Origin of the sequence: Microbacterium songi (genome assembly GCF_042747925.1) — a bacterium.
Classification (GTDB): Bacteria; Actinomycetota; Actinomycetes; order Actinomycetales; family Microbacteriaceae; genus Microbacterium.
In genome coordinates, this window is sequence record NZ_JBHZIE010000002.1 from 49,650 (window position 1) to 75,166 (window position 25,517).

The following is a 25,517-nucleotide window of genomic DNA, read 5'->3' on the forward strand; positions in this document are numbered from 1 at the left end:
CGCGGCCGTCTCCTCGTCTTGCGAGGATTCACGGATGAGTCTCGCCTCCGCCACTGTGGTCGGCCCTGTCGCCGCCGTGGCCGAGCGTGTGCGCGAACGGCTCCGCGCAGAGCAGACCGATCCCGCCCGGGATCCGGAGGTCGCCGCCCGGATCGCCCGCGCCGAGGTCCTACGGCACAACGACTTCGCGCTCGCCCGGGGACTTGCGACCGTCGACGATGAGGCATCCGCGGTCCGCGACGTGCTCGCGTCGATCGCGGGCTACGGCCCGCTGCAGGCCTATCTCGATGATCCCACCGTCGAGGAGCTCTGGATCAACGCGCCCGACCGCATCTACGTGGCGAGGGCCGGACGGTCCGAGCGGATCCCGGTGGTGCTCACCGACGCGGCCGTGCGTGATCTTGTGGAGCGGATGCTGCATGCCACCGGTCGTCGCGTCGATCTGAGTCAGCCCTTCGTGGACGCATCGCTGCCGGACGGGTCCCGGCTGCACGTCGTGATCCCCGACATCACCCGCCGCCACTGGTCGGTGAACGTCCGGAAGTTCCTGCCGGCCTTCCGTGACCTCGACGCGCTCGTGACGACGGGGTCGATCGAACCCGCGGCCGCACGTGCCCTGCGCGACGCGATGCACGACGGCCGCAGCGTGCTGGTCTCGGGTGCGACGCATGCCGGCAAGACGACGCTGCTCGGCACGCTGATCGGCGTGTGTCCGCCCAGCCACCGGATCGTCACGGTGGAGGAGACCTTCGAGCTCGGTGTCGATGCGGCTGACCTGGTGGCCCTGCAGGGCCGGCAGCCGAGTCTGGAGGGCACCGGCGAGGTGACCCTCCGCCGCCTCGTCAAGGAGGCGCTCAGGATGCGCCCCGATCGCCTGGTGGTCGGCGAAGTACGCGACGCCGAGGCGCTCGATCTTCTTCTCGCTCTCAACACCGGTGTGCCGGGCGCGGCCACCATCCACGCGAACTCTGCGCGTGAAGCGCTGTCGAAGCTGGCTGCGCTGCCGCTGCTCGCGGGCCGCAACATCGACAGCGGGTTCGTGCTGCCTGCTGTCGCCGCGTCGGTCCATCTCGTCGCACACTGCGCGAAAGACGGGGCCGGTCAACGTCGCGTGGTCGAACTGGTCGAGCCGACAGGCCGCGTGGTGGACGGTGTCATCGAGGCGCGGACGGTGTACAGCCGGAGCGGAAGATGATCATCGTGTGGGGAGCGGTCCTGGGAGCCGGCATCCTCCTCCTCATCTCGCCCTGGGTGTGGCCGCATGGCGAGCGCGCGGCTGCCGTGCCGCAGCCGGGCGCGCTCGACCGGCTGCTCGAGGCGGCCGGCTTCGCCCGCATCCCGCCGAGAGCGGTCCTGATCGTCTCGGCCGCGACGGCGCTGCTGGCCGCTTCGACCTCGTGGCTTGTCGCGCCGGTGCCGGCACTCGCCGGCGTTGCCGGAGCGGCGGGCGCGTCGACTCCGTTCCTCTGGCTGCGCGCGAGGGTCTTGCGGCTGCGGCGCTCGCGGCGCGGCCTTTGGCCCGACATCTGCGACCTGTTGATCGCATCGGTGCGGTCCGGCATGGCGCTTCCGGACGCGGTGGCGAGTCTGCAGGATTCCGCGCCGGTCGTCCTTCGTCCCGCCTTCGCGCAGTTCGCGCGCGACCTTTCGGCGTCCGGGCACTTCGATTCCAGCGTGGCTCAGCTCAAGACGACCCTGGCCGACCCTGTCGCGGACCGCATCATCGAGACCCTCCGCATGGCGCGTCAGGTCGGCGGCACGGAACTCACCGCGGTGCTGCGTGCACTATCGGGGTCGGTGCGCGCGGACGCGGCGCTGCGGGCCGAAGTCGAGGCTCGGCAGTCGTGGGTGCGAGGCGCCGCGGTCCTCGGCGTCGTCGCACCCTGGGTCATCCTCGCTCTGCTCGCCCTCCGGCCCGAGGGCGCGGAGGCGTATTCGAGCCCCGAGGGCGTGGCCCTGATCGTGACGGGCGCGGTCGTCTCCTTCCTCGCCTACCGGATCATGCTTCGTATCGGCCGACTGCCCGAGCCGCGGCGGTGGTTCGGGTGACTCCCGTCGACCTCACCCAGATCGCAACGGCCGTCGTCTTGGGTGGGGCGTTCGGGATCGGCGTCTGCCTTCTCGTCTCCCTCGCCCCGCGCTGGGGTGCGCCCAGCCTGTCGCGGCGGATCGCCCCGTACATCCGGGACGTCACCGATCCGCGCGGCACGACCGTATGGGTCGCCGCGCCGTCGGTCGACGTACGAGCCGTGTGGCGTTCGGCGCAGCTGCGATTCGGTGCGGCGATCGGCGGTTCTGAGACCATCGCGCGGCGTCTGAGGCAAGCAGCGTGGCCGATGGATGTCGCGGCTTTCCGCGGGCGGCAACTCGCCTGGGGCGTGGGCGGACTCGTCGTCGGTGGAATCCTCGTCGTCGTCCTGGCGCTCTTCGGACGGCTGTCTGCCGGCGGAGTGCTCATCCCGCCGGTCTCCGCCGTCATCGGGGTCGTCCTCGCCGACGTGCATCTGACACGCGCGGCGCGCGCACGGGTCGGGCGGATCGAGGAAGAGCTGCCGACCGTGCTGGAGTTCCTGGCTCTGTGCCTCTCCGCCGGTGAGGGCCTTCTGGATTCGCTGCGGCGGGTCGGTGCCGTGGGTGCCGGTGACCTCACCAGCGAGCTGCGCGGAGTGGTGCTGGCCGTCGGCACCGGTTCGTCGCTGGGTGGCTCGCTCGCCCGTCTCGCCGAGCAGGTGCAGGTGCCCGCGCTGTCTCGCACCATCGACCACCTGATCGCCGCGATCGACCGCGGCGCACCCCTCGCGCACGTGCTGCATGCGCAGGCGCTCGATGCTCGTGAAGACGCCAAACGCGGCCTCATCGAGCAGTCCGGGCGCAAGGAGATCCTGATGCTCCTGCCCCTCGTCTTCCTCATACTGCCGCTCAGCATCCTGTTCGCCGTCTTCCCCGGCGTTTTCATGCTGCGACTCGGGATCGGTTGACCGCACGCGGTCGGAATGGAGAGAACGATGATGCGTGAACTGTACGGACGGGTGACGGCGCCACTGCGCACAGCCTGGGGCGACACGATCCGTCTGCGCGACGACGAACGCGGTGATGTCCCCGGCTGGGTGCTCATCACCCTCATGACCGCCGGGCTCGTGGTCGTGATCTGGGCGCTCGCGGGACCGGCGCTGGCCGGCCTGTTCGAGCAGGCGATGTCGCGCGTCTCCGGTCTGTAGCCGTGCGAGGCGTCCGCTCGCTCGCGGATGACGAATCCGGCTCCAGTCCCGTCGAGTTCGTCCTGGTGGGGGCGCTGCTGACCCTGCTGACACTCGGCGTGCTCCAGCTGTCGCTGGCCATCTACGTGCGCAACGTGGTGCACGATGCGGCAGTCGAGGGGGCATTCCACGCGGCCTTGGCGGACACGGCGCTGTCGGAGGGCGCAGACCGCACCCGCGCGATCGTCACGCGGGCCGTCGGAGCCACGTACGCGGACGACGTCGACGTGCGCCAGACAGATCGGGGTGGCCGATCCGAGATCGCAGTCACGATCCGCACCACGCTTCCCCTGATCGGGCTTCTCGGCGCTCCTCGGCTGCTGGAGGTGACCGCGCATGCCCCGGTCGAAACGCTGGACTGAGAGGGGTCGGGACGACGAGAGCGCGCCACGCCAGGACCACGGGTGGTTGCCCGGGCAGGGCGATCGCCTGCTCGAGGACGAGACCGGATCAGCGGCCCTCGAGTTCATCCTCGTCGGGCTGGTCCTCCTGGTGCCCGTCGTCTACCTCATCATCGCCCTCGGCCTGATCCAAGGGCAGGCACTCGGGGTCGAGGCGGGCGCGAGGCACGTCGCGCGCACGGTCTCCACCGCGCCGGATGCCGCGACCGCTGCCGTCAGAGCCGACGCCGTCATCGCGGTCGTGACGGAGGAGTACGGAATCGATGCCTCGGCGATCGACGTGTCGATCGCCTGTCGACCCGTGTCAGCGTCGTGCCCGTCCGCCGGTGCCACCGTGGTCGTCACCGTCGCCACCCGGGTGTCGCTGCCCCTCGTGCCGGAAGTCCTCGGCCTCGAGCGGCTCGCGAGTATCCCGGTCGAGGCATCCGCCGCGCAGAAGGTATCGCGCTTCTGGAGCGCGCCATGAGGGGCCCGCGTGGGCCCGTGGACGATGACGAGGGCAGCATCCTGATCCTGACGATCGGCTACGCCGTGCTGGCGCTCGTGGCCGTGCTCGTCTGTGCGAATGCGACGAGCCTCTACCTTGCGCAGAAGCAGTTGGATTCGCTGGCGGACGCTGCGGCCCTCGCCGGCGCGGACGGTTTCACGATCTCGGTCGACGGCACGGGGGAGCCGATCGCCGCCCTCACCAGCGACGGGGTCCGCGCGCAGGCGGAGTCCCTCGTCACGGATGTCGGGAACGGCGCGGCGCTGCTCACGGCGACCAGCCCGGACGGTCTGTCCGCCCGGGTGACGGTCGCAGCCGTCTGGCACCCGCCGGTCATCACGCTGTTCGTTCCCGACGGGGTGCCGCTGCAGGCGACGGCGACGAGTCGCACCGCTCTGCGGTGAGGGATCCCGGCCTCGGTCGACGCCCCACGAGGGCAATCCAGCCGCTGTCAGCGCTTACGCGGAACGAACATCGGCACCCAGCGGATGAACGCCGCCGCTCCGACGAATCCGAGCACGCCCATGGTCGCGGTGGCGATCGACAGGCTGGCCACGGCGGTCACCGCGGACACGATCAGCGGCGCCACCGCGCCGCCCGCATCGGTGAGCGTGCGCCACGATCCGAGGAACGCGGCGGGGGCCGTCTCGGGCGCCACGTCCGCCCCCAGAGTGAGCAGGATGCCGCTCGAGAGGCCGTTGCCCAGGCCGAGCACCGCGGCGAAGATCGTGAACCACATGCCCGCGCCCTCGACGTCGTGCGTGAACGACAGCGCCAGGAATCCGCAGCCCATCAGCACCATCGCGGGCAGCGCCGCCCAGAGTCGGCCGAATCTGTCCATCACCTGGCCGCTCGCGTAGAACAGTGCGAAATCGATGGCACCCGAGATCCCCACCACCAGCGCGATGTTCTGCGCGTCGAGTCCGATCGACAAGCCCCACAGCGGCAGCACCACCTGGCGGGCCGAGCGGATAGCCGAAAGGGATGCGGCGGCCAGGCCGAGCCTCGACAGCACCCGGCGGTTCAGCCACATGGTCCGCAACACCCCCACGCGGGCCGCGGTCGGTATCGACCCGGTGACGGCCTCCCCGGTGTCCTCGACGGCGGAGCCAGTGGCCGCGCCGGTCGGTGCGGCGACCGGCACCGCGGCCTCCGGATCGGGGCCGAGCAGCACGAGCAGTACCGTGGCGACGAGGCAGCCGGCGAAGAACCAGATGGCGGAGTGCTCCTCGCCGAACAGCCCGATCAGGCCCGCCGCGATGAACGGCCCGACGAACATCCCGAGCCGGAAGGATCCGCCGAGGAGCGACAGCGCCCGCGCGCGGAAGGCGAGTGGCACACGCGTCGTCATGAACGAATGCCGAGCGAGGCCGAAGGCCGCGGCGCAGAACCCGATGAGGAAGACGGATGCCGCGAACACGCCGAGGTTCGGAGCCCACAGCATCCCCGTGATTCCTCCCAGGGCGACCGCCCCGGCGATGGCCATCGTGAGGCGTTCGCCGACACGCGCGACCGCCCACCCCGACGGGATGTTGCCGCACAGCTGACCGACCACGAGCGCGGACGCGACGAGGGCGGCGCCGGCGACACCCGCACCGAGCTGTGCGGCGATGACCGGGATCAGGGGGATCACCGCGCCCTCGCCGAGTCCGAACAGGACGGTCGGTCCATAGATCAAGGGGCCGAATCGCCACAGCACGCGGGAGGTGCGTTCCGGATCGGCCATCACTTCAGGCTATTGGCGCATTCCGGCGCCGGTCGTCCGGGCGGCTCCCGTGACCCGGTCGATCGACGGGCCGGAGGTGAGGCCGCATCCGCGATACCCTGGACTGTCATGCTCGAACTAGATCTTTCCGCCGATATCCAGGCGCTGCGCGCCACCTTCGCCGACATCAAGGCCGTGGTCGATCTCGACGCGCTCACGGCGGAGATCGATCGCCTCAGCGCAGAGGCCGGCGTCCCCGATCTCTGGGATGACACGGACAAGGCGCAGAAGGTCACGAGCGCGCTCAGTCACCGGCAGTCCGAGCTCGCCCGCATCCAGAGCATCGAACGCCGCCTCGACGACATCGAGGTCCTCGTCGAGCTCGCGAACGAGATGGGTGACGAGGATTCCGCAGTCGAGGCTCGGGCGGAGCTCGTCGAGCTGGAGGGCCTGATCGGCCAGCTCGAAGTGCAGACGCTCCTCGACGGCGAGTACGACGAACGCCCCGCGGTCGTGACGATCCGCGCGGGTGCCGGCGGAGTGGACGCGTCGGACTTCGCCGAGATGCTGCTGCGCATGTACCTGCGGTGGGCCGAGCAGCACAAGTATCCCGTGACCGTCATGGACTCGTCCTATGCCGAAGAGGCCGGCATCAAATCGGCCACCTTCGAGGTCGACGCGCCCTATGCCTTCGGAACGCTCAGCGTGGAGGCCGGCACCCACCGGCTCGTACGCATGAGTCCGTTCAACTCCGCCGGCAAGCGTCAGACCTCTTTCGCGGCTGTCGAGGTCATCCCGCTCATGGAGGAGGCCGTCGAGGTCGAGATCCCCGAGAACGATCTGCGCGTCGACGTGTTCCGCTCGTCCGGCCCCGGTGGGCAGTCCGTCAACACCACCGACTCCGCGGTGCGTCTGACCCACATCCCGACCGGCACGGTCGTGTCGATGCAGAACGAGAAATCGCAGATCCAGAACCGCGCCGCCGCGATGCGCGTGCTGCAGTCGCGCCTCATGCTCATCCAGAAGGAGCAGGAGGCCGCGATCAAGAAGGACCTCGCCGGGGTGATCACCGCGAGCTGGGGTGACCAGATGCGTTCGTACGTGCTCGCGCCGTACCAGATGGTCAAGGATCTGCGCACGGACTTCGAGGTCAACAACCCCACCGCGGTGTTCGACGGCGATCTCGACGGCTTCATCTCCGCCGGCATCAAGTGGCGCAAGCGCCCGCAGGACGACTGACCGGATGCTGCCGCCATGCCCCCGGTTCCGGAAGCGGTGACCGACCGGCGTGCAACGCTCACGCTGTTCTGCGGACTCCCCGGCGCGGGTAAGACGACACTCGCCCGTCGTCTGGAGAACGAAGGCCGCGGCATCCGTCTCTGCACGGACGATTGGCAGGCGGACCTCGGCGTCGACGCGGAGGACGGCGACTTCCACGGGCGTCTGCAGACAGCGCTCTACCGTCATGCGCTGCAGCTGCTGGCGCACGGCGTCGATGTGATCCTCGAGGACGGACTCTGGATGGGCGCGGAGCGCGCCGAGAAGTTCCACGACGCGCGTGAGGTGGGTGCGCGGATCGAGCTGCACGTCTTCGATGTGGAGCTGGAGACGCTGTGGGCACGACTGCAGGTGCGCAACACCGGCGCGCGACGGGGAGCGCACCCCCTTGGTCGCGAGGACCTCGAGCGTGCGTGGTCGCTGTTCGAGCCGCCCGACGCCGACGAGCTGGCTGCGGTCGATCGGTATCTGATCCACCGGCCCGCCTGACCGTCGGGCGACCCCCTCGTGGGCGAGGGGGCCACGGCGGGACCGATCCGCCAACCCCGGGTGTCGCACCGGGGCGGCGGAAGCCCCCCGCTTAGGCTCTAGTGGCCATGATCAGGTTCGAGAACGTCACGAAGCGCTACCGCGGAACCTCCCGACCCGCCTTGAGCGCCGTCGACTTCGAAGTGCTCCGCGGGGAGTTCGTCTTCCTCGTCGGTGCATCCGGCTCGGGGAAGTCTTCCTGCCTGCACCTCATCCTCCGACAGGAGACGCCGAGCGACGGCAGAGTCGTCGTGCTCGGCCGCGACCTGCGCACGCTGTCGAACCGAAAGGTGCCCTACTTCCGCCGGCACGTGGGTGCGGTGTTCCAGGACTTCCGGCTGCTGCCCACGAAGACGGTGTTCCAGAACGTCGCCTTCACCCTGCAGGTGATCGGATCCTCCAAGGGGTTCATCAAGCAGGCGGTGCCCGAGGTGCTGGCATTGGTGGGGCTCGACGGCAAGGAGAAGCGGTTCCCGCACGAGCTCTCCGGCGGGGAGCAGCAGCGCGTCGCGATCGCTCGTGCGCTCGTCAACCGTCCCCAGGTTCTCCTCGCGGACGAGCCGACCGGAAACCTCGACCCCGGCACGTCCGTCGACATCATGCAGCTGCTTTCGCGCATCAACGCGGCGGGAACCACGGTCGTCATGGCCACGCACGAAGCGGGCTTCGTCGACCAGATGCAGCGTCGTGTGATCGAGCTCAAAGACGGCGTCATGATGCGCGACGAGCGCCACGGCGGGTACGGCGACACCTCCGGCATCCCGAGTCTGGCTCCCGAGCCCGTGCGCGGCGCGGCCGCGATCGCGGCACTGACGGCGGTCCTCGAGGTGCAGCGCGAAGTCAATGCGGGCGAGAGTGTCGACCCCGCGGTGCTCGACACGGCCGTCGAGGCGGCCGAGGAGGTGGTGGTCGAGACCGTGCAGGAAACCGAGGCGACGGATGCCGCGGCCAAGGCCGCCGCACTCGCTGCGGTGCAGGCCCGAGCGGAGGCGTCGTCCGGCGCCGCGTGGTCTGCGCCCGCCGAAGCGTCCGCTTCTCATGCGTCGCCCTACGGCCCCCTGAGTGCCGTCGGCCCCGCGTCGGCGCCGACGTCCGCGGCCACCGGTGCGCACACCGCGCCCGTTCCGCCAGCCCCGACCGAGACCGCCGCCCTCACTCTGCCCACGATCGACGTCCCCGCCGCGGATCTCGCGGATCTGGGTGTCGCCGACCGTCTCGGCCTGGGTGAGACCGATCCCGACGACGAAGTGGGGCCCACCTCATGAGGATCGGACTGATCCTGTCGGAGGCGCTGTCGGGGCTCCGGCGGAATGCCTCGATGGTCATCTCGGTCGTGCTCGTGACGTTCGTGTCACTCACATTCGTGGGGTCGGCGATGCTCATGCAGATGCAGATCGGCACGATGCGCGACTACTGGGTCGATCGTGCGCAGGTGTCGGTGTCGATGTGCACGGCGCTGTCGCAGGCCACGACCTGCACGGGGGGTCTCGCGACCGATGAACAGGTGGCGGAGGTGCAGGCCAAGCTCGACGGCGAGGCTCTCGCGCCGCTCATCCGCAGCGTCCAGTTCGAGACGCAGCAGGAGGCCTACGACAATGCTCTCGCGCTGCTCCCCGATGATTACGCTTCTTTCCTCACACCGGAGCAGTTCAACGAGTCCTTCTACATCAACCTGGTCGATCAGACCCAGTCCGACGTGATCATCGAGGCGTTCCAGGGCATGACCGGCGTCGAAGAGGTGAACGATCAGCTGCAGTACCTCGAACCGCTGTTCTCCGCATTGACGGTCGCCACATACATCGCGATCGGCATCGCCGTGCTCATGCTCGTGGCCGCCGTCCTCCTGATCGCGACCACGATCCGGCTGTCGGCCTACGCGCGTCGGAGAGAGATCGGCATCATGCGCCTGGTCGGGGCATCCAATCGGTTCATCCAGACCCCGTTCATCCTCGAGGGCGTGTTCGCCGCGTTCATCGGCTCGGTGCTGGCCAGTGGTGCGGTGCTGGCGATCGTCCACTTCGGGGTCAACGACTATCTGCGCGCGCGGATCGACTTCGTCACCACATGGGTGCGGGTGGAGGACGCGTGGCTGGTCATTCCCGTCATCATCGGGATCGGCATCGTGCTCGCCGCCCTCTCAGCGGGGTTCGCCATCCGCCGATGGTTGCGAGCCTGACAGGACGCCACCCGTCGGCGCTTGCTATGCTGGTGGGCTGTCGTGCGGACGCACGGCTCGAGCACAGGAGTACGTCATGCCACGGGAACGCGGAGAAAAGGTCATCGCGACCAATCGTCGTGCCCGGCACGAGTACACGATCGAGAAGACGTACGAGGCCGGTATGGTGCTCACCGGCACCGAGGTCAAGTCGCTGCGGCAGGGCCGCGCGAACCTGTCCGACGGCTACGCCTATATCGACGGCGGCGAGATCTTCCTCGACTCCGTGCACATCCCCGAGTACTCGCAAGGCCACTGGACGAACCACGCGTCCAAGCGGGTCCGCAAGCTGCTGCTGCACAAGGACGAGATCGTCAAGCTCTCCCACGCCGTCTCGGCGGGCGGCTACACCCTCGTTCCGTTGAAGCTCTACTTCTCGGACGGCCGGGCGAAGGTCGAGATCGCCGTCGCGAAGGGCAAGCACGAGTGGGACAAGCGGCAGACGCTGCGTGAGCGGCAGGACAAGCGCGAAGCCGAACGCGCGATGCGCTCGCGAAACCGCCTGGGCGACTGACCACCCCCGCGGCGCCGTCCCGCTCCGCGAAGTCCCTCACTCGATGAAGGGCGTCACTCGGCGGACGCGCGGACGGTCGCCTGTTCGATGGAGCGGTCGGTGAATGCCCGCTTCGGAACGAAGAGCAGCAGCACGGCCGCCGCCAGAGCGGTCACTCCGCACACCGTCCACACGACGAGGTAGCCGGTGAAAGATCCGGCCGTTCCTCCGTCGGCGGCGCCGGTTGCCCCCTGCAGCAGCGCGATGCCGAAGACACACGACGCGATCGCCCCACCCACGGTCTTCACCGAGTTCGTCAGGCCCGTTGCGACGCCCGTCTGCGTCGGCGGCGCGGCGGATGCCGCAGCGGCGGGCAATGCCGCGACGAGCGCTCCAGAACCCAGACCGACGACCACCATGTTCGCGAGCAGCTGGCCATACGAGTCGTGGAACGGCAGGAACATCAGGAACCCGGCACCGACGAGCACGGATGCGCCGATCAACGTGATGCGCGGCGTCGCACGACGTGCCACCGCGGGGAATGTGATCGCACCGGCGATCATCGCGATGAGGTAGACGCCGATGATGAGAGAAGTCTGGAAGCCGGTCGTCCCGAGACCGTAGCCGTACACGTCGGGATCCGTGCGGGCGAAGGTCGACAGAGGCGCCTGGGCGCCGAGCACGCTGACACCGAAGAGTCCGGCGGTGAGGAACACCGGTCCGAGCGCGGGGGAGCGGAACATCCGGACGTCGATCACCGGATCATCGTGGCGCAGCTCCCACCGCGCGAAGGGCCAGACGAGCAGTACTCCGAGGGCCACCAGGCTCCACGCGAGCACATCGCCGACGCCGTTCAGGCGCAGGAAGCTGAGCCCGCCCGTGAATGTGATGAGCGCGACGGAGATGAGCACCAAGCCGACCGTGTCGAGCCGTCCGCCGGTGGGCTCCGGAGATTCCTGCACTCCCCACAGGATGACGAAGAAGCAGACGACGACTGCAATGGCGGGAACGAGCAGCACCACCGTCAGCGGAAGCGCGTCCACGAGAGCACCCCCGATGAGGGCGCCGGAGATCGCGCCGGTCTCGAGCGCGGCGACCAGAAGTCCGGCCGCGCGCGCGGTGATCATCGACCTGCCCGGCATGCTGCGCGACCGCGACCAGATCAGAGCGATCTCCAGGGGAAGCCACACGACGTAGAAGCCCTGCAGCGCCCAGGCCACCAGGAAGATCGGAAACGAGTCGGTGAACGGCAGGACGAGGGATGCCGCGGCGGTGATCGCCGTCGAGATGAGCAGCATCCGCTTGTGGCCGATCATGTCGCCGAGCTTGGCGAAGGCGGGAACGACGAGTGCCGACAGCATGAGCTGTGTTCCCTCGAGCCAGTTGACGTCGGCGTCGTGGATGCCGAGATGGCGTGCGATGTCCGTCAACATGGGTGTGTAGTACCCCTGTAGAACACCGCTGGTGAACTCGACGAAGGCGAGGAAGCCGACAACGCCCGCAAGGGTTCCCAGAGTGGCGCCTCGCGTCATCGCGGAACCTTTCGTCCGGAGCGTTCTAGTGGCATGTCGGTGCGCTCACTGTAATCGTTGCAGCAGGGCTCGATGGAACCGCTCGCCGCGCTCGAGCGACGCGATCTCCACGCTCTCGTCGACTCCGTGGATGGTGGCGCGTTGCGCGCGGGACATCTCGAGCGGGGCGAAGCGGAACACGGCAGGGGAGAAGCGATGGAAGTGACGGGAATCGGTGGCGGCCATCATGACGTAGGGCACGGCGGGGATGCCGGGATATGACCGGGAGAGGGCATCGGCGAGGAGCGCGAACTGCGTCGTGTCGGTGCGCGACTCGGGTGAGGGCTCGCTGGCCTCGAGCACGTCGATCTCAACCAGCCGGTCGCGCACGCGACGACGGACACGGCGAACGGTGGTGGCGACGTCATCGCCCAGCGCGATCCGCAGATTCAGGGTGGCCGATGCCTGGGAGGGCAGCACGTTGGCTGCCGTCCCCCCGGACTGCATCGTTGCGGCGACGGTCGTCCGAACGAGAGCTGCCGGCTCTCCGCCGAGCGCAGCGAATACCTGCCCGGTGAGCGGTGGAGCCCCCGCCAGAAGGCGCAGGAGCAGCCGAGCGGGGCCGGAACTCTGCGCGGCGAACTGGCGCAGCATCCGTGAGACGGCTCTCGGAGTCCGAGCCGGGAACGTGCGCGCGTCGAGCCGGTCGACCGCCCTGCCGATTCGCCGCACGGCCGTCATCGACGGCGGAGCGGAGGCATGCCCGCCGGTGCCGCGGGCGGCGAGCCTCAGAGTGAGCACGCCCTTCTCGCCGACGCCGATCATGGCGGCCCGACCGGGGACGAAGGGGAGCGGCGCATCGACCACGGCTCCTCCCTCGTCGAGGACGAGCCAGGGCACGATGCCGCGGCGGCGGAGGTCCGAGGCGATCGCCTCGGCGGCGGCGCCGTAGGTCTCTTCGTTGCCGCCGAAGGACAGGTAGACATCGCGCGCGGGGGTGAACCCGCTGCGAAGGAGGTTCTCGACCGCTTCCATGATGACGACGAGCGGGCCCTTGTCGTCGAGCGCACCGCGGCCGTAGACCGAACCGTTCGCGATCCTCCCCTCGAACGGTGGGTACGTCCACGCGTCGGTCTCATCCACCGGCACCACGTCGTAATGAGCCATCAGGAGCAGGGGACCGTCGTCGGCCGCACGTCGCCCTCGCCAGTGCAGCAGGAGCCCGAAATCGGTGTGTCGCTCGAGAGTGAGCGCCGCATGCGTCAGCGGATACAACTCGGCGAGCAGGGTGACGAAGTCCTCGAAGGGCTGCTCACCGCGCTCGACGAGTTCCGCCGACACCGTCGGCAGCTGGATCATCCGAGACAACCGGTCGGCGATCCCAGGGCGCGTCGTCACGGGGGTCACCGCGCGACGAACCGTGCTTCCACTCCCGCGGAGACCACGATGTCTTCAGGCTGGAACTGCACCGAGGGACCGACGCCGTCCATCGACGACATCGCCATCGCGCGCATCATCTTGGGCGCTGGTGCTCCGCCGTCCTGCGCCTGCCGCGTGAGCAGCCCGATGTCGGCGATCTCCACGGGGGAGACCGAGGTCAGGCCGATCGCACTCGCATAGGCCGTGGCCCGATCGACGGCCACGCGGACGGCCGTGGCCGCAGCATCCGCCTCGGTGTCCTTCGCGGTCGCGGGCGACAGACGCCACTGCACGCCGTCCACCTGGACACCGTCGCGCTCGGCGACGTCGCTCACCCACCATGACAGGGCCGCGAAATCCTGGAATGTCGCCGAGATCTCGACCGACGCATAGTGCACGAGTGCGAGCTGCTTCCCCTCGTTGTTCCACGGCCGGTTCGCCCATACGGTGGCTCGCTGACTCGACCATTCCGCGATGGTGCCGTCCTCCGCGCGGGCAGTGAGATCAGCTCGGAGGGGAGCCGCGAGTGCGGCGATGCGCTCGACGACCGCGCCTCGGTCGGTCCCTTCCGCCTTCACCGAGATGGTGGCCACCGCCTCTTCGGGCGCGACCCGCGTCTCGTGTTCGCCGCGCACGGTGATGATGACTTCGCTCATGAGCTGAGCCTACGCGCCGAGAAAAACTTCTTCATGCGCCTGCATCCAAATGAGCCTGCTCGAGAGAAGTACTCCATGACGGGCGGAACAGCCGCCCCATCTAGGAGGACATCGTGCGCAAGACTCTCACCGCGGGACTCGCGGTCGGCATCGTCGCCGCTTTCGGGCTCGCCGTTCCCGCCCAAGCGGTATCCAGCACCACCGCCGACCTGTCCGTGCTCCACGGCATCCCGAACACCCCTGTCGACGTCTACGTGAACGGGGCCCTGACCCTCGACGACTTCCAGCCCGGTGACCTCGCGGGGCCCCTCGACCTTCCTGCGGGGGACTACACCGTCGCACTGACGGCGACCGACGCGGCGGACGACAGCGCCCCCGTTCTCGGCCCGGTAACCCTCACGCTCGCTGCCGGCAAGAGCTACACCGCCACCGCCAACCTCGATGCGTCAGGAGCGCCCGCGCTCAACCTGTTCACGAACGACATCGCGGCCACCAACGCCGGTGAGGGACGCTTGACGGTGCGCCACGTCGCGGCCGCCCCCGCCGTCGACATCCTCGCGGGTGGTGCCCCTGTGGTCGAGGACCTCTCGAACCCGAACGAGGCCAGCCTCGCGCTGCCCGTCTCGACGGTGTCGGCCTCCGTCGCCCTCGCGGGCACGACCGACCCGGTGATCGGGCCGGCAGACGTCGCGATCCAGGACGGCGTTCTGACCGTGGTCTACGCCTGGGGCAGCGCCACCGACGGCAACCTCGCTCTTGCCGTCCAGACGGTCACCGTCGGCCACTCGAACCCGGGCGGCGTGCCGTCGGGAACGGCCGGCTATGCCGCGCAGCGCGATGACGCCGTTCGCTCGGCATGGATCGGCGGCGGAACGGTCGCTGCGCTCGCCCTGGTCGCGGGCGCCGTCCTCATGGTGCGTCGCCGCACCCAGTCCTGAGGGAATCCCGACTGCGGACCACCGCCCCCAGGGTGGTCCGCAGTCGGCCTCCTCTGCCCGCGGCATCCGATCACGGATGCCGCGCCCGCCGTTCCCGAAGGATTGCCGTGAAGCGACTCGCCCTCCCGCTGGCCCTGGTGGCCGTGCTTCTGTCCGGATGCTCGACGCCGGCACCGCCCGCCGCCGATGTTCAGACAGCGACACCCACGCCAACGGCGAGCCCGACGGCGACGCCGCAGCCGACGGCGGCGATCGACGTGCCGATCGTCTCGTCGACACCCGGTGCGATCGCCGAAGCTCAGCCTCCGACGCGGGTCGTGATACCCGCGATCGCGGCTGACGTGCCCGTCATTCCGGTCGGCGTCGAGACGACCGGTGCCATGGAGCTCCCGGCCGACCCCGCGGTCGCGGGCTGGTACCGCTACGGCGTGGAGCCGTCCTCCGGCCAGGGCAACACGGTCATCGCCGCGCACATCGATTCGCCCGACTACCCGATCGGCCCGTTCGCCTCGCTCCGCGATCTCGCGGCGGGCTCCGACGTCGAGGTGACATCCGCGACCGGCGCGGTGACGACCTACGCCGTGGAGAGCATCACCTACTACCCGAAGGCCGAACTGCCGATCGACCAGCTCTTCGCCCGGACGGGAACCCCATCGCTGGTGCTCATCACGTGCGGGGGGGAGTTCGACGCATCGACCGGCCACTACCGGGATAACGTGGTCCTCGTTGCGAGGCCGATCTCGTGAACGGTGGTGAGCAGATGGAGCCGGCATCCGTCGACGCGGAGGCGGCGCTCAACGCCCGTTTCCGCGGCGGGGATGAGCGTGCTCTGGAAGAGATCTACCGTCGCTGGTCGCCCGTGGTCTACACGCTGGCGTTGCGGTCACTCGGTGACCGCGGCGACGCCGAGGACGTGACCCAGAAGACTTTCGTGTCGGCGTGGACATCACGCGGTTCCTATGACCCGGGCAAGGCTCGGCTTTCGACATGGCTCGTGGCGATCGCGCGCCGACGCATCGCCGATACCCACGAAGCGCGGTCGCGGATCCGCGCCCTGCACGAACAGCTTCAACGCGTCACCTCACCCGATGACCTGTTGGCGACGCCCCAGCTCGATCTGGGCGAGATGCTCCTGGTCGCGAGCGAACTCGATCGTCTGGAGCCCGACGCGCAGCGCGTGATGCGGCTGGCGTTCTTCGACGATCTGACGCACCAGGAGATCGCGACGCGCCTGGACATGCCGCTGGGTACCGTGAAGAGCCATATCCGCCGAAGTCTCACCCGTCTGCGCACCCGATTGGAGGTGACCCATGTCGCATCTTGACCCTGACGAGCTCGCGCTGTTGGCGATGGGGGAGCCTGCGCGTTCCGCCGACGAGTCCGAGCATCTGGAAGCGTGCCCCGCGTGCGCCCGGGCGCTGGCCGAATTCGTGCACGCGGTCGATCTCGGACGTGCGAGTCTCGCGGTCGGCGAGCTCGAGATTCCTGCCTCGGCGGTGTGGGATCGCATCGCCGAGGAGCTCGAGCTCGGCGCGTCCGACCCGCGGTCCGAGGCCGGCGCTGTGCTCGCGGAGACGTCTCCCGCCCTGCGGGAGCGCACTCGTTCTCGACGCACGGCGCGTCGGCGGACTCGCGCGGTGTGGATGCTGGCGGCAGCACTCGTCCTCGTGGCCGGCGCCGGGCTCGGCGGGTGGATGCTCGCGCAGCGGGCAGCGCTGACGCCCGTGGCGGAGGCGGCGCTTGCGCCGTTCCCCGACCACCCCGGTGCGGAGGGGTCTGCGCTCGTCGAGAAGAAGGGCGACGGCGAGCAGTTCGTGCGGGTCACGCTGGCGGCCTCATCCGCCCCCGACACCTACCGCGAGGTGTGGCTCATCACCGCGGATGCATCGGCGCTGATCAGCCTCGGAGTGCTCGACGGTGATGAGGGCACGTTCTCCATCCCGTCGGGCGTCGATCTGCGCGACTACGTGCTGGTCGACGTCTCGCAGGAGGCCATCGACGGCGACCCCAACCATTCCGGTGACTCGATCGTTCGCGGTGAGCTCAGCTTCGACGGGCCGGCACAGGCGCTCCCCTAGCTGAATCCCGGGGGAGCGGTGATGTAACCGACGTCGACCCCTGCGGGAGCCCACCGCACGTCATTGCCGGTGAACAGATACACGTCGTCCCCCTGAGGCGCCGAAAGACGAACCCCGATCGCCTCGTCCGTGCGGAGGTAGCCGGAGTCGACCAGCGACTGGATCGCCGCCGCGGCATTTTCCGAATCGATCGGGGACCACGCCAGATCGATGACGTTATCGGTGGGCGCGCCGGGGTCGGCGCCCCACCGGCAGATGATCGTGCGCTCGGGGCTGCCGTTCGGGAATCGGTCGAAGGGACGTGCTCCCGATTGGGCGTCCTGCGTCTCGGCCGAGATCCACCCGTTGCCCGCCATCAGCGCGAGGAAGTCCGGCGTAGCGGTGTTCTCGCACGTGGCCGTGATCGCCTGCGGCGGGGGAGACGCGGAGGATGCCGTCTCCGTCGGCGTCGTCGACGGCGAGGGCGTAGGCGCCGTCGCCCCCGTTGAAGACGCGGTCGGCGAGGGCGCGGCCGGGACCTCGGAGCTGCGCGGCACGAAGACCATGGCAAGGGCGACCACCACGGCGAAGAGGACGGCGGCCGCGCCGGCAATCACCCAGAGACGCTTCGTCGACATGCCCTCAGGCTAACGGGGCGACGAGGGAATTCCGGTTGCCGCGGATCCGTTGTAATCTGATGTGCTCGGTGCCGCGGCATCCGAGTGAAAACTCCACAGCGTGACAGCAGTTGTTTCACCCTTCGTCAGAGGGTTCACGGGGATGATCGGTTTCGACATCGCCTGAGAATCTGCGAGAAGCGGGCCGAGGATGCAGGGTTATCTCGTTAACGATCTCTGCAAAACCATAGTTGCCGAAACCAAGCGCAACGACTTCGCCCTCGCTGCATAAGCGAGCCCGATAGTCCGTCAGACCGTGGGCGATCCCGCCACGGATCCTGGCGTCATTTAGGGATCTTGCTGTGTGACGGCGTCTTGGACGTCACACGGGACTTTTTCCAGACTGGGCCTGTCGACTTGGATGCCTGTGGCAAAGGTCGGGGCCGAGCAGAACGCTTTCACAGGCTGCGCCCGGAGAAAACGTAGAAACACAGCGTTGGACGGGGGTTCGATTCCCCCCATCTCCACGAACTGCTGTCGCTGAGAAGGGCTCGAGAACCGCGGAATCACGCGGATCTCGGGCCCTTATTCTGTGCCCTGGCGGCCACTCGTCGCGAGCTTGCCCACAATTTGCCCACAACTCACAGAGGAGTGCTGCGATCACAGGGACCATAGCCGGGTCACGTTCGCGTCCAGTCCGCCCTGGTTCAAACGGGCGGCCACGTCGGCGAGATCGTCCTCGAACAGGTCGGCGTACGTGTCCAGGGTCATCGCAGCGGACTTGTGGCCGAGCATGCGCTGCACGGCTTTGACATTCGCCCCCGACGAGATTGCGAGACTTGCCGCAGTGTGGCGGAGGTCGTGCGGAGTGAGGCGCTCGATGTCGGACTGTTCGAGGGCCGCGCTGAACCACGAATTGGCGCCGACACTCGTCTTAGCGCGACGCAGGTGGTGTCCGTCCGCGTCAGTGAAAACGAGGTCATCCGGACCCTTGCCACGACACAGCTCGGCGAGAGACCGTTCGAGGAAGGCCGGGAAGGGGACAATTCTTCGCTCCCAGTTCTTTGGAGCACCCACCACAATGCGACCCTCGACTTCGACGGCCGCGCGATTCACTTGGATCCGGTTTCGCTCGAAGTTGATGTCTCGCACATGCATACCGACCGCTTCGCTCCACCTGAGACCGCAGTAGGCGAGAAGGAGGATCAACCTGCGGTGGGTCGTTGTCGTTGCAGCCTCCGCGAGAAGAACGACCTCGGCGTGCGTCAGGTATCGCCGCGGTTTCTCTGAGCGCTTCGTCGGAAGGTTCTGAGCACATCCATCACCTGTTCACTCCGGCGTGGTTGTACGGCGCCACCGGCTGCCCTAACGTTCGGAAGGTGGGCGCCACGAGATCGACCGCAGCTGGCTCGAGCATTGTCGTGTCGTGGGTTGCCCTCGCATTGGCCAGCGCCGCCGCCGCGATGCTCTGGATTGCAAACGCCGTCTGGCACGGGGTTCCCAGCTCGGGTGGTCCCGGACTCAGTCTGCTCTTCATCGGCGGGTGGGCTCTCCTCGCGTGGGCGGTGTTGCTCGCGGTCGGCCTAGTGGTGCATCTTGTAATTTCCGCGGTCAACCAGCGCGGACGTAACCCACTCGAGTTCGGGGTGCTGGCCGCCACCATCCTGATCATCGCGGGGACGATACTCGCGCATCCACTCTCGGGCAGTGCTTCCGCTTGATCCTCACCGACGCCGACTCTCGCACAAGCGGATCCCTATGAGGAACGCCCTCATACGCGCCGTCGCCAGGGCGACAGCTGCCTCCCGTACCGTGCTCCTGTGATGGAATACCGCGTCCAGTTCGCGAATGCCTGGTCGGAGAAGAGTGGCGACGAGGTGCCATCGGAGACGATGTTGCTCGAGGATGCGCAGCGCTTCATCGTTGACCATCCCGAAACGGAGTACGTCATCTTGGTCCGGACGGTTGGCGCGGAGCCGTCCATCTGGTCGCTCCTGCCGTTTGACGAACGGTGAAAAGAAAATTGACGCCGTCGATTGTTGAACGGCAGGTGGCTTCGCGCGGCTGCGGTGCCCGCACGGTGAGACGGCGGAGCGACACCGGCGCTGGCATCAAGTGGGTTTCGCGAAACTGCTGTCACGGAAAAGGGCTCGAGAACCGCGTAATCACGCGGATCTCGCGCCCTCTCCTTTGCGCTCTGGCGGCCACTCGTCGCGAGCCTACCCACGATTCGCGTGCATTCCATGGAGAAGATCTGCGATGACGGATCGCTGCAGGGTGCCCGGTGACACGAGTGGACCCCGCCCCGGACGATGCGAGAGTCCCAGAAAGTTGACGGTTCGTGTCGATTTCGGGCTTGCCCGTTCGCTATAGGGATGAAACGGTTCCCATGACGAAAGGACACGACCGTGAAGTACGTCATCATGTTCACCACCACGCCCGAACTCGACGCAGCAGTGCCGCCCGAGCAGGCCGAGCAGGTCTATCGCCGCACCTACGACTGGTTCGGCACGAACCGCGAGGTGCTCACTCCGGCGGGCGCCGAGCTGCAGCCGGTCACGACCGCGACCACGGTCATCCACGGCGGTGACGGGCCGGTCGTGGTCGACGGGCCGTTCTCCGAAGCGAAGGAGGTCATCGGCGGGTTCCAGGTGATCGATGTGCCCGACCTCGACGCGGCCATAGCCGTCGTCAAGACATGGCCGTTGCTGGAACTGCCCGGCGTTTCGGTCGAGATCCGCCCGATCGTCGGCTGAGCCACATCGAGCCGTGAACGAATCGGATGCCGCGGCAGCGGAGTCGACGCGGGTCCACGCCGCGGCATCCGATCACCTTCTCGCGCGGGTGATCCGCGAGGAGTCCGGGCGGATCGTCGCGACGCTCACGAGTTGGGTCGGGAGCCTCGACCTTGCGGAGGAGTCGGTCGCCGAGGCGATCGAGGAGGCCGTGGGCCAATGGCGTACGCGCGGGGTACCCCCCAATCCCGGAGGATGGCTGACGCAGGCGGCCCGCCACAACGCCCTTGACCGACTGCGGCGCGAGAAGCGGTACCGCGAGAAGCTGGTACTTCTCGCTGATCCGGCTGAGGCCGCACCGCTTGCCCGCACCGGCGAGTTCGACGAGCGACTGCCTCTTCTGTTCGGCTGCTGTCACCCCGCTCTCTCGCCGGACGCGCAACTCGCTCTGACTCTCCGTGCGATCTGCGGCCTCACCACCGCGCAGATCGCGCGTGCCACCCTGGCTCCGGAATCGACGGTCGCGCAGCGCATCGTGCGCGCCAAACGGAAGATCGGTGCCGCTGGCATCCCTCTGCGGATCCCCGAGGGATCCGAGCGGGCCGCCCGCCTCGACATCGTCCTGACCGTCGTCTCCGTGATGTACAGCGAGGCCCACCTGGTCGCAGGCGGAGACGCGGCCGCCGACCGCGACCTCGCCGACGACGCCCTCTGGCTCGCGCGCGTCGTCGCACACCAACTGCCGCGCGAGGCGGAGACGCAGGGACTGCTCGCACTGCTCTTGTTCCACCGAGCACGCGAAGGGGCACGCTCCGTTGATGGAGAGCTCATCCTGCTCGCCGACCAGGACCGGGCGCGGTGGAATGGCCGACTGATCGCCGAGGGACAGGCCGTGCTGGAGAAGGCGGCGATGCTACGACGTCCGGGGCGTTGGCAGCTGCACGCGGCGATCGCCGCATGCCACTCCGACACGCGCGAAGGTGACGACACCGACTGGCTCCAGGTGCTCACGCTCTACGACATGCTGCTGACATACGACCGCTCGCCCATCGTGCGGCTGAATCGCGCCGTGGCACTCGCCGAGGTCGACGGACCGCAGGCGGCTCTGGACGAGGTGGATGCGCTCCGACGCGCTCTCACGGGGTATCACCTCTGGCACGCCGTACGCGCGCGGATGCTTCGGCTCCTCGGCCGTCGAGACGAGGCGATGACCGAAGACCTGCGCGCCCGAGAACTCACAGCGAACATCGCCGAGCGGCGCCTGCTGGAGGCGCGGGTCGCTCGCTGAGGCAGGCGAATGCGGTCGCTGCCGCCCTGGCGTGCTGGGGCGCAGGGCCACCGCTCCAAGCCGTGGTCACATATCCGCTCGACGAATGGCGCGCGGCTCAGGCCTCTGGATGCCGGCTGTGGTCCTCGAGGTCGGGCTGGGTGCGAAGCACGTCGGCGATTTCCTCCTCCGGCCGCGGCGGAATGGTCTCGTCAGTCTCGAGTTCGGGGATGCTCGGCTCATCCGCGGCCGGGATGTGGTGGTCGGGAGTGTTCTCGTGGGACACGGCAAATCCTTCGGTCGGCTTCATCGACAGCGTATGCCGATACGTGTGCGCTACGCCGTCCGTCGCATGATCGAGTCTTCCTGGAGGCCATCGCCGCGAGGACTGGTGCACGTGGGGCCTGCGGGTCACTGCGTCGGTATTGCCGCCATGGCGGGCTTGCTAGAGAAGCCAGAACGGCACGGACGCTACGGCAACTCCGAGGAGGGCGAGGACGATGGCGGTCGGGACCGATCTCTTCACTGTCCCCGTGCCGAGTTTGTCGACGAGCCGCCCCAGCCATTCGCGGACTCTTGCACCGTTGGTGAGGCCGATCGCGAGCAGAACGAGGCATGGAAGGCAGTAGATGACGGTGTAACCGGCCAGGATCGCAAGGCCGGCACCGATCGGTATCTCCGTAGCAACCAGACGTTCGATGGCAATGAAGTAGGGGAAGGCGTTGGGGAGATCGGCTGCGGTGAGGAGCACCCCGAAGGGCAGGGCCGTCCAGGCGCTGAACCAGGCTGGTAGCTCAATGGCCCGTCGCGGCCGTTCCCGCAGTCGCCGGATACCGGCAACGATGAGCGCGATTCCGGCTGCGCCGAAGGCCACGAATCGAAGTCCGGCGACGATCCCGTCGACCGCGCCGGCGGCGGCACCGGCGGTGAGGAACAACGCTGCGCCTGCGACGAAGACGGTCAAGGCCGCCCCCAGCACGGCGGCACCGGCGACGAGCGCGGGTCGGCGGGGAGCAGCGATCAGCACAAGGGTCACCGCGACGATCGTCGCGGGGTTCAGCGAATCGAGCAACGCTAGTCCCGCGATCCCCGCGATCAATGCGCCGGTCATCGACCATTACTCGAGCGCGCGACGCGCCCGGCCGTCACGAAGCCCAGGAGCTCCTCCACATCCTCGTTGGGCGAGTCGAGTCCGACGAGGGCGTTGCCGACGAGCGCGTCTCCGATGAGGCGGATCACGTGAGCTTGGGTCGCGTCCCCGACCTCAGCCGCAATGAGCGACTCCCACCGCGCGATGGCCGAGGCGGAGTCAGTCAACAGCAGGGTGAAATCATCGTCGGTTGGCTGGAAGCTCGACGCCATGGCCCGCATCAGTGCCCGCTCGTCGCCTTCGGGCAGGGACAGCTGCAGCCATGTTCTCGCCGCCGTACCCCTCGCCGCGGCCGCCGACATCGCCACGTCCACCTCGTCGAGAGCTTGCCGAGCAAGACCCACGACGAGGGACGAACGCGTGGGGAAGTGGTGCATCAAGCCGCCCTTGGAAACGTTCGCAGCCTCTGCGACCGCGTTCAGGGACGGCACCAGGCCGTGTTCGAGGGTCAATCGACGAGCCGTTTCCAAGATGTGCGATCTCATACGATGCATCTTATGACCAAACCGACCGGTCGGTCGGTCGATTGGTCGGCCAAAGAGGAGCCTCGGGGCAGGCCAAGGTTTCATGAACGGGTCGGTGAGGGCGATGGACCGCCAGCCCGCCCCGAACGTGATGCGAACCGGCTACCGCAGGTGCGTCGCGATCACCCGGGCGGTGGCCGCGGGATCGGGTCGGTGCATCACCGACTCCGGCACGATGACGAGTTCAGCGTGATCGATCTCGTCGGCGATGCGATCGGAGGCCGCGACGAGCATCGGGAAGGTCTGCTCGCCGCGCAGCACGACGACGGGCTGCGACACCGAAAGCATGGCAGGTGTCGGTGTGGAGACCTGCCGAGTGAGGGTTGCGTCGTACACGGTCGACTGCGCGAGCGGGACGATCGCGGCGAACGTGTCGCTCGCCCGGATCTGCTCGACCATCCGCTCGGGCAGGCCCACCCCCTCGAGCTGGAAGGTCGTGACGGCATCTTCGGGGCGACCCTCGTCAACGAGCGCCTGAAGTCGCTCCGGCAGGTCGTCGGCCGGTTCACCCTGACCGAAACGGAACGGCGGCTCCGACAGGAAGAGGGCCGAGATGGGCGCGCCGGTCGACGCCGCCAAGAGCGCCAGCACCGCACCGGATGAGTGTCCCAGTACCGCAGCGTCACCGCCGATGACGTCGATCACCGCCCGGAGGTCTTCGACCTCGCGCTCCGGAACCGAATGTCGCGCGTCGCCACTATCGCCCCGCGCGCGTCTGTCCCAGGTGACGGCGCGGAAACCCGCCGCGGCGAGGGCCGCAGCAAGAGCGGCGGCATCCGATGCCCGCGACATCGCCCCATTGACGATCACGACGGCAGGTCCGTCACCCTCCTGCCAGTACGCGATCGAGGAACCGTCTGCGGAAGTCGCGAAGTCCATCCCGACACCAAAGCACGGCGGCCGCGGCCCCACAACCCCGACCGATATCAATTCGGTTCGGCGCGATCGCGACGCGCCTTTCCGACGGGTAGCCGGAGTCGACAGTGAGAGCGAATGCGACAGGCTCGGTGCCGACGGCTCCGTCTTGGCAGTGCCCATCACGTACCGTCAGGGCCGCAAGCCAAAGATTGATGCAGGCGGCGCGTATCAATTCGAACGGAACGCTCTCTCAGAGATGAGGGATCGATCTGAGGGGGAAAAATGGCACTTCACGCAAGCTGGATCCACGGGAACGCGTTGACGGTGGAGGATCCGTCCGCACTCGAAGGCGACGGTCACTATGGATGGGGCCGAGATCTGGCGTTCGTTCCCGGCAAAGCGAGTTGGTTGCACATCCCGCTGCCGACGCCCGTCATCGTCGCCGACAAGCGCACCATGGTTCAGCGATTCTTTCTGCTGTTCAAGGCTGAGTCCTGCGAGATCAGGGACGTGCACATCTACGACGGCTCGGGCAAGGTGCAGGAGATCAGCGGGCTGCACGCTGAGGGCGAGCATCGGACGATCCTCGACGGCATGAACACCTTCGATCTCGCTGCCGCGCATACCGTGGCGTTCGGCATGGGTATCACTTTCCGTGTCCAGGCCGCGATCGGCTTCGACACCCGGATCACGACGCGGTTCATCCTCGCGAGCGCCGGCGCCGATTTCTCTGCCTAGTCGGGTCGACTCTGCGACCGGCACACGCACGTCGATCGTTCCGCGGACGCTCGACCGTCGTCCGTCGTGCGGGCTACGGAGCTCGGCGGTCGTAGGTCACGACGCGAACGCCACTGTCCAGTTGGACCTCGTCGACCGGTTCGAAGCGGGTCGAAGCGAACGGGCCGTCCACGAGGGGCACGCCTGAGCCGATGAGGAAGGGGTTCTGCTTGAGGACGAGTCGGTCGATCTCGGGCAGGAGCGCGGCGGCGATCTTTCCGCCTCCGACGAGCCAGATGTCTTTGCCCGGCTCCCTCTTCAGTTCCCGTGCGAACTGAGCCGGATCGGAGTTCACGATTTCGACGCCTCTGTCCGGGCTGACAGCCATGGACCGTGAGAAGACGATGTGCCGGAGGTGTGGGTATGCGTTGGTCAGGCCGGCGGCGAGCCCGATCTCATACGAATGGCGCCCCTCCACGACGGTGTCGAAGACGAGCGGGGGACCCTCGATGCGGAGCGCCTGCCTGGCGGGCCCCGGGAGGGTCTCGGGATAGTTCCCGACGATGAAACGCATGAGATCAGGGGTGACGGGAAAGTACTCTTGGCCGCTCGGGTCGCCGGCGTCCGGTCCGGCGATGAATCCGTCGAGAGTGGTCGCAACGTAATAGACGAGCTTGCGCATGCGTTCCTTTCGAAGTGCCGGC

Annotated in this window: 32 protein-coding genes and 1 other RNA gene; 22 read left to right on the top strand and 11 right to left on the bottom strand. The window is 68.2% G+C overall.

Features of this window, described 5'->3' with window-relative positions:
• Positions 1-34: 34 nt before the first annotated feature.
• The 7 genes from ACFM35_RS04220 to ACFM35_RS04250 are packed head-to-tail and all read left to right on the top strand — an operon-like array spanning position 35 to position 4,549.
• Entirely contained in the window at positions 35-1,195 is a 1,161-nt protein-coding gene (locus ACFM35_RS04220; protein ID WP_378838801.1) for a TadA family conjugal transfer-associated ATPase, read from the top strand.
• Positions 1,192-2,049, top strand: coding sequence for a type II secretion system F family protein (locus ACFM35_RS04225; protein WP_378838803.1), 858 nt, complete (start codon positions 1,192-1,194; stop codon positions 2,047-2,049). The genes ACFM35_RS04220 and ACFM35_RS04225 overlap by 4 nt, the downstream gene beginning before the upstream one ends.
• Positions 2,046-2,978, top strand: coding sequence for a type II secretion system F family protein (locus ACFM35_RS04230; protein WP_378838805.1), 933 nt, complete (start codon positions 2,046-2,048; stop codon positions 2,976-2,978). The genes ACFM35_RS04225 and ACFM35_RS04230 overlap by 4 nt, the downstream gene beginning before the upstream one ends.
• A gap of 27 nt (positions 2,979-3,005) precedes the next feature.
• Positions 3,006-3,218, top strand: a complete 213-nt coding sequence (locus ACFM35_RS04235) for a hypothetical protein (RefSeq protein WP_378838808.1) — start codon at positions 3,006-3,008, stop codon at positions 3,216-3,218.
• 2 nt (positions 3,219-3,220) lie between these two features.
• Positions 3,221-3,619 (top strand): TadE/TadG family type IV pilus assembly protein, encoded by a 399-nt coding sequence (locus tag ACFM35_RS04240; protein ID WP_378838811.1) that lies wholly within the window; start codon positions 3,221-3,223, stop codon positions 3,617-3,619.
• Positions 3,594-4,124 (top strand): TadE family protein, encoded by a 531-nt coding sequence (locus ACFM35_RS04245; protein WP_378838813.1) that lies wholly within the window; start codon positions 3,594-3,596, stop codon positions 4,122-4,124. The genes ACFM35_RS04240 and ACFM35_RS04245 overlap by 26 nt, the downstream gene beginning before the upstream one ends.
• Positions 4,121-4,549, top strand: a complete 429-nt coding sequence (locus ACFM35_RS04250; protein WP_378838815.1) for a pilus assembly protein TadG-related protein — start codon at positions 4,121-4,123, stop codon at positions 4,547-4,549. The genes ACFM35_RS04245 and ACFM35_RS04250 overlap by 4 nt, the downstream gene beginning before the upstream one ends.
• A 47-nt stretch (positions 4,550-4,596) precedes the next feature.
• Here ACFM35_RS04250 and ACFM35_RS04255 read toward each other — a convergent pair whose 3' ends face one another.
• Complete coding sequence (locus tag ACFM35_RS04255; protein WP_378838817.1) at positions 4,597-5,871, bottom strand: MFS transporter; 1,275 nt, start codon at positions 5,869-5,871, stop codon at positions 4,597-4,599.
• Positions 5,872-5,979: 108 nt separating this feature from the next.
• Between ACFM35_RS04255 and prfB the strand changes: the two genes are divergently transcribed.
• The 5 genes from prfB (at position 5,980) to smpB (ending at position 10,385) form a co-directional block, all read left to right on the top strand.
• On the top strand, positions 5,980-7,089 hold the full coding sequence (gene prfB, locus ACFM35_RS04260) for a peptide chain release factor 2 (protein WP_378838820.1): 1,110 nt from the start codon (positions 5,980-5,982) through the stop codon (positions 7,087-7,089).
• A 15-nt stretch (positions 7,090-7,104) separates the two neighbouring features.
• Positions 7,105-7,617, top strand: a complete 513-nt coding sequence (locus ACFM35_RS04265; protein WP_378838822.1) for a P-loop nucleotide/nucleoside kinase family protein — start codon at positions 7,105-7,107, stop codon at positions 7,615-7,617.
• 107 nt (positions 7,618-7,724) lie between these two features.
• The gene (ftsE, locus tag ACFM35_RS04270) at positions 7,725-8,921 is read left to right on the top strand and encodes a cell division ATP-binding protein FtsE (RefSeq protein ID WP_378838824.1); all 1,197 of its coding nucleotides are present in this window, start codon (positions 7,725-7,727) and stop codon (positions 8,919-8,921) included.
• Positions 8,918-9,832: a permease-like cell division protein FtsX gene (ftsX, locus tag ACFM35_RS04275; RefSeq protein ID WP_378838826.1), complete on the top strand. Its 915-nt coding sequence runs from the start codon at positions 8,918-8,920 to the stop codon at positions 9,830-9,832. Before ftsE ends, ftsX begins: the two co-directional genes overlap by 4 nt.
• 76 nt (positions 9,833-9,908) lie before the next feature.
• Complete coding sequence (gene smpB, locus ACFM35_RS04280; protein ID WP_378838828.1) at positions 9,909-10,385, top strand: SsrA-binding protein SmpB; 477 nt, start codon at positions 9,909-9,911, stop codon at positions 10,383-10,385.
• 53 nt (positions 10,386-10,438) lie between these two features.
• Here the strand turns inward: smpB and ACFM35_RS04285 are convergent, their stop codons facing one another.
• Genes ACFM35_RS04285 through ACFM35_RS04295 form a run of 3 tightly spaced genes read right to left on the bottom strand, consistent with a single transcriptional unit; the run spans position 10,439 to position 13,950 of the window.
• On the bottom strand, positions 10,439-11,896 hold the full coding sequence (locus ACFM35_RS04285; RefSeq protein WP_378838830.1) for an MFS transporter: 1,458 nt from the start codon (positions 11,894-11,896) through the stop codon (positions 10,439-10,441).
• A 45-nt stretch (positions 11,897-11,941) separates the two neighbouring features.
• A complete protein-coding gene (locus ACFM35_RS04290; RefSeq protein WP_378838832.1) occupies positions 11,942-13,273 on the bottom strand; it encodes a M20/M25/M40 family metallo-hydrolase in 1,332 nt (443 codons plus the stop codon).
• A gap of 5 nt (positions 13,274-13,278) precedes the next feature.
• Complete coding sequence (locus tag ACFM35_RS04295) at positions 13,279-13,950, bottom strand: SIMPL domain-containing protein (protein ID WP_378838834.1); 672 nt, start codon at positions 13,948-13,950, stop codon at positions 13,279-13,281.
• A gap of 113 nt (positions 13,951-14,063) precedes the next feature.
• Between ACFM35_RS04295 and ACFM35_RS04300 the strand changes: the two genes are divergently transcribed.
• The 4 genes from ACFM35_RS04300 to ACFM35_RS04315 all read left to right on the top strand — a co-directional run bounded on the left by ACFM35_RS04300 (position 14,064) and on the right by ACFM35_RS04315 (position 16,966).
• Positions 14,064-14,888, top strand: coding sequence for a DUF4397 domain-containing protein (locus ACFM35_RS04300; protein ID WP_378838837.1), 825 nt, complete (start codon positions 14,064-14,066; stop codon positions 14,886-14,888).
• A 107-nt stretch (positions 14,889-14,995) separates the two neighbouring features.
• Entirely contained in the window at positions 14,996-15,634 is a 639-nt protein-coding gene (locus tag ACFM35_RS04305; protein ID WP_378838840.1) for a class F sortase, read from the top strand.
• Positions 15,635-15,648: 14 nt separating this feature from the next.
• Positions 15,649-16,212, top strand: a complete 564-nt coding sequence (locus ACFM35_RS04310) for an RNA polymerase sigma factor (RefSeq protein ID WP_378839472.1) — start codon at positions 15,649-15,651, stop codon at positions 16,210-16,212.
• Positions 16,199-16,966, top strand: coding sequence for an anti-sigma factor (locus ACFM35_RS04315; RefSeq protein ID WP_378838843.1), 768 nt, complete (start codon positions 16,199-16,201; stop codon positions 16,964-16,966). The genes ACFM35_RS04310 and ACFM35_RS04315 overlap by 14 nt, the downstream gene beginning before the upstream one ends.
• Here ACFM35_RS04315 and ACFM35_RS04320 read toward each other — a convergent pair.
• Positions 16,963-17,583: a hypothetical protein gene (locus ACFM35_RS04320; RefSeq protein WP_378838845.1), complete on the bottom strand. Its 621-nt coding sequence runs from the start codon at positions 17,581-17,583 to the stop codon at positions 16,963-16,965. The two genes, ACFM35_RS04315 and ACFM35_RS04320, sit on opposite strands and share 4 nt — an antisense overlap.
• 138 nt (positions 17,584-17,721) lie before the next feature.
• Here ACFM35_RS04320 and ssrA point away from each other — a divergent pair.
• Positions 17,722-18,092, top strand: a transfer-messenger RNA (tmRNA) gene (gene ssrA, locus ACFM35_RS04325).
• A gap of 130 nt (positions 18,093-18,222) precedes the next feature.
• On the opposite strand, the gene ACFM35_RS04330 is transcribed toward ssrA, so the two are convergent.
• Positions 18,223-18,831, bottom strand: a complete 609-nt coding sequence (locus ACFM35_RS04330; RefSeq protein ID WP_378839474.1) for a tyrosine-type recombinase/integrase — start codon at positions 18,829-18,831, stop codon at positions 18,223-18,225.
• A gap of 152 nt (positions 18,832-18,983) precedes the next feature.
• Between ACFM35_RS04330 and ACFM35_RS04335 the strand changes: the two genes are divergently transcribed.
• From ACFM35_RS04335 to ACFM35_RS04350, 4 genes are all read left to right on the top strand, one after another.
• Positions 18,984-19,283: a hypothetical protein gene (locus ACFM35_RS04335; protein WP_378838848.1), complete on the top strand. Its 300-nt coding sequence runs from the start codon at positions 18,984-18,986 to the stop codon at positions 19,281-19,283.
• A 99-nt stretch (positions 19,284-19,382) separates the two neighbouring features.
• Positions 19,383-19,577: a hypothetical protein gene (locus ACFM35_RS04340; RefSeq protein WP_378838850.1), complete on the top strand. Its 195-nt coding sequence runs from the start codon at positions 19,383-19,385 to the stop codon at positions 19,575-19,577.
• Positions 19,578-19,970: 393 nt separating this feature from the next.
• Positions 19,971-20,318, top strand: coding sequence for a YciI family protein (locus ACFM35_RS04345; protein WP_378838853.1), 348 nt, complete (start codon positions 19,971-19,973; stop codon positions 20,316-20,318).
• A 13-nt stretch (positions 20,319-20,331) separates the two neighbouring features.
• Positions 20,332-21,585 carry an RNA polymerase sigma factor gene (locus ACFM35_RS04350; RefSeq protein ID WP_378838856.1) on the top strand — a complete coding sequence of 418 codons (1,254 nt, stop codon included), beginning with the start codon at positions 20,332-20,334 and terminating at the stop codon, positions 21,583-21,585.
• Positions 21,586-21,682: 97 nt separating this feature from the next.
• Here ACFM35_RS04350 and ACFM35_RS04355 read toward each other — a convergent pair whose 3' ends face one another.
• The 4 genes from ACFM35_RS04355 to ACFM35_RS04370 all read right to left on the bottom strand — a co-directional run bounded on the left by ACFM35_RS04355 (position 21,683) and on the right by ACFM35_RS04370 (position 24,117).
• Positions 21,683-21,850, bottom strand: coding sequence for a hypothetical protein (locus ACFM35_RS04355; protein ID WP_378838858.1), 168 nt, complete (start codon positions 21,848-21,850; stop codon positions 21,683-21,685).
• Between the two features lie 159 nt (positions 21,851-22,009).
• Positions 22,010-22,675, bottom strand: a complete 666-nt coding sequence (locus tag ACFM35_RS04360) for a GAP family protein (RefSeq protein WP_378838861.1) — start codon at positions 22,673-22,675, stop codon at positions 22,010-22,012.
• Complete coding sequence (locus tag ACFM35_RS04365) at positions 22,672-23,199, bottom strand: TetR/AcrR family transcriptional regulator (protein ID WP_378838863.1); 528 nt, start codon at positions 23,197-23,199, stop codon at positions 22,672-22,674. Before ACFM35_RS04365 ends, ACFM35_RS04360 begins: the two co-directional genes overlap by 4 nt.
• A gap of 141 nt (positions 23,200-23,340) precedes the next feature.
• The gene (locus tag ACFM35_RS04370) at positions 23,341-24,117 is read right to left on the bottom strand and encodes an alpha/beta fold hydrolase (protein WP_378838866.1); all 777 of its coding nucleotides are present in this window, start codon (positions 24,115-24,117) and stop codon (positions 23,341-23,343) included.
• Between the two features lie 261 nt (positions 24,118-24,378).
• Here ACFM35_RS04370 and ACFM35_RS04375 point away from each other — a divergent pair, with 261 nt between their 5' ends.
• Positions 24,379-24,834 (top strand): DUF6623 family protein, encoded by a 456-nt coding sequence (locus ACFM35_RS04375; protein ID WP_378838868.1) that lies wholly within the window; start codon positions 24,379-24,381, stop codon positions 24,832-24,834.
• A gap of 73 nt (positions 24,835-24,907) precedes the next feature.
• Here the strand turns inward: ACFM35_RS04375 and ACFM35_RS04380 are convergent, their stop codons facing one another.
• On the bottom strand, positions 24,908-25,495 hold the full coding sequence (locus ACFM35_RS04380) for a dihydrofolate reductase family protein (RefSeq protein ID WP_378838870.1): 588 nt from the start codon (positions 25,493-25,495) through the stop codon (positions 24,908-24,910).
• Positions 25,496-25,517: the final 22 nt, after the last annotated feature.

Coding starts and splice junctions, on each gene's coding strand:
- ACFM35_RS04220 (WP_378838801.1), top strand. CDS start 35: ATGAGTCTCGCCTCCGCCACTGTGGTCGGCCCTGTCGCCGCCGTGGCC.
- ACFM35_RS04225 (WP_378838803.1), top strand. CDS start 1,192: ATGATCATCGTGTGGGGAGCGGTCCTGGGAGCCGGCATCCTCCTCCTC.
- ACFM35_RS04235 (WP_378838808.1), top strand. CDS start 3,006: ATGATGCGTGAACTGTACGGACGGGTGACGGCGCCACTGCGCACAGCC.
- ACFM35_RS04245 (WP_378838813.1), top strand. CDS start 3,594: ATGCCCCGGTCGAAACGCTGGACTGAGAGGGGTCGGGACGACGAGAGC.
- ACFM35_RS04250 (WP_378838815.1), top strand. CDS start 4,121: ATGAGGGGCCCGCGTGGGCCCGTGGACGATGACGAGGGCAGCATCCTG.
- ACFM35_RS04255 (WP_378838817.1), bottom strand. CDS start 5,871: ATGGCCGATCCGGAACGCACCTCCCGCGTGCTGTGGCGATTCGGCCCC.
- prfB (WP_378838820.1), top strand. CDS start 5,980: ATGCTCGAACTAGATCTTTCCGCCGATATCCAGGCGCTGCGCGCCACC.
- ACFM35_RS04265 (WP_378838822.1), top strand. CDS start 7,105: ATGCCCCCGGTTCCGGAAGCGGTGACCGACCGGCGTGCAACGCTCACG.
- ftsE (WP_378838824.1), top strand. CDS start 7,725: ATGATCAGGTTCGAGAACGTCACGAAGCGCTACCGCGGAACCTCCCGA.
- ftsX (WP_378838826.1), top strand. CDS start 8,918: ATGAGGATCGGACTGATCCTGTCGGAGGCGCTGTCGGGGCTCCGGCGG.
- smpB (WP_378838828.1), top strand. CDS start 9,909: ATGCCACGGGAACGCGGAGAAAAGGTCATCGCGACCAATCGTCGTGCC.
- ACFM35_RS04285 (WP_378838830.1), bottom strand. CDS start 11,896: ATGACGCGAGGCGCCACTCTGGGAACCCTTGCGGGCGTTGTCGGCTTC.
- ACFM35_RS04295 (WP_378838834.1), bottom strand. CDS start 13,950: ATGAGCGAAGTCATCATCACCGTGCGCGGCGAACACGAGACGCGGGTC.
- ACFM35_RS04310 (WP_378839472.1), top strand. CDS start 15,649: ATGGAGCCGGCATCCGTCGACGCGGAGGCGGCGCTCAACGCCCGTTTC.
- ACFM35_RS04315 (WP_378838843.1), top strand. CDS start 16,199: ATGTCGCATCTTGACCCTGACGAGCTCGCGCTGTTGGCGATGGGGGAG.
- ACFM35_RS04320 (WP_378838845.1), bottom strand. CDS start 17,583: ATGTCGACGAAGCGTCTCTGGGTGATTGCCGGCGCGGCCGCCGTCCTC.
- ACFM35_RS04360 (WP_378838861.1), bottom strand. CDS start 22,675: ATGACCGGCGCATTGATCGCGGGGATCGCGGGACTAGCGTTGCTCGAT.
- ACFM35_RS04365 (WP_378838863.1), bottom strand. CDS start 23,199: ATGAGATCGCACATCTTGGAAACGGCTCGTCGATTGACCCTCGAACAC.
- ACFM35_RS04370 (WP_378838866.1), bottom strand. CDS start 24,117: ATGGACTTCGCGACTTCCGCAGACGGTTCCTCGATCGCGTACTGGCAG.
- ACFM35_RS04375 (WP_378838868.1), top strand. CDS start 24,379: ATGGCACTTCACGCAAGCTGGATCCACGGGAACGCGTTGACGGTGGAG.
- ACFM35_RS04380 (WP_378838870.1), bottom strand. CDS start 25,495: ATGCGCAAGCTCGTCTATTACGTTGCGACCACTCTCGACGGATTCATC.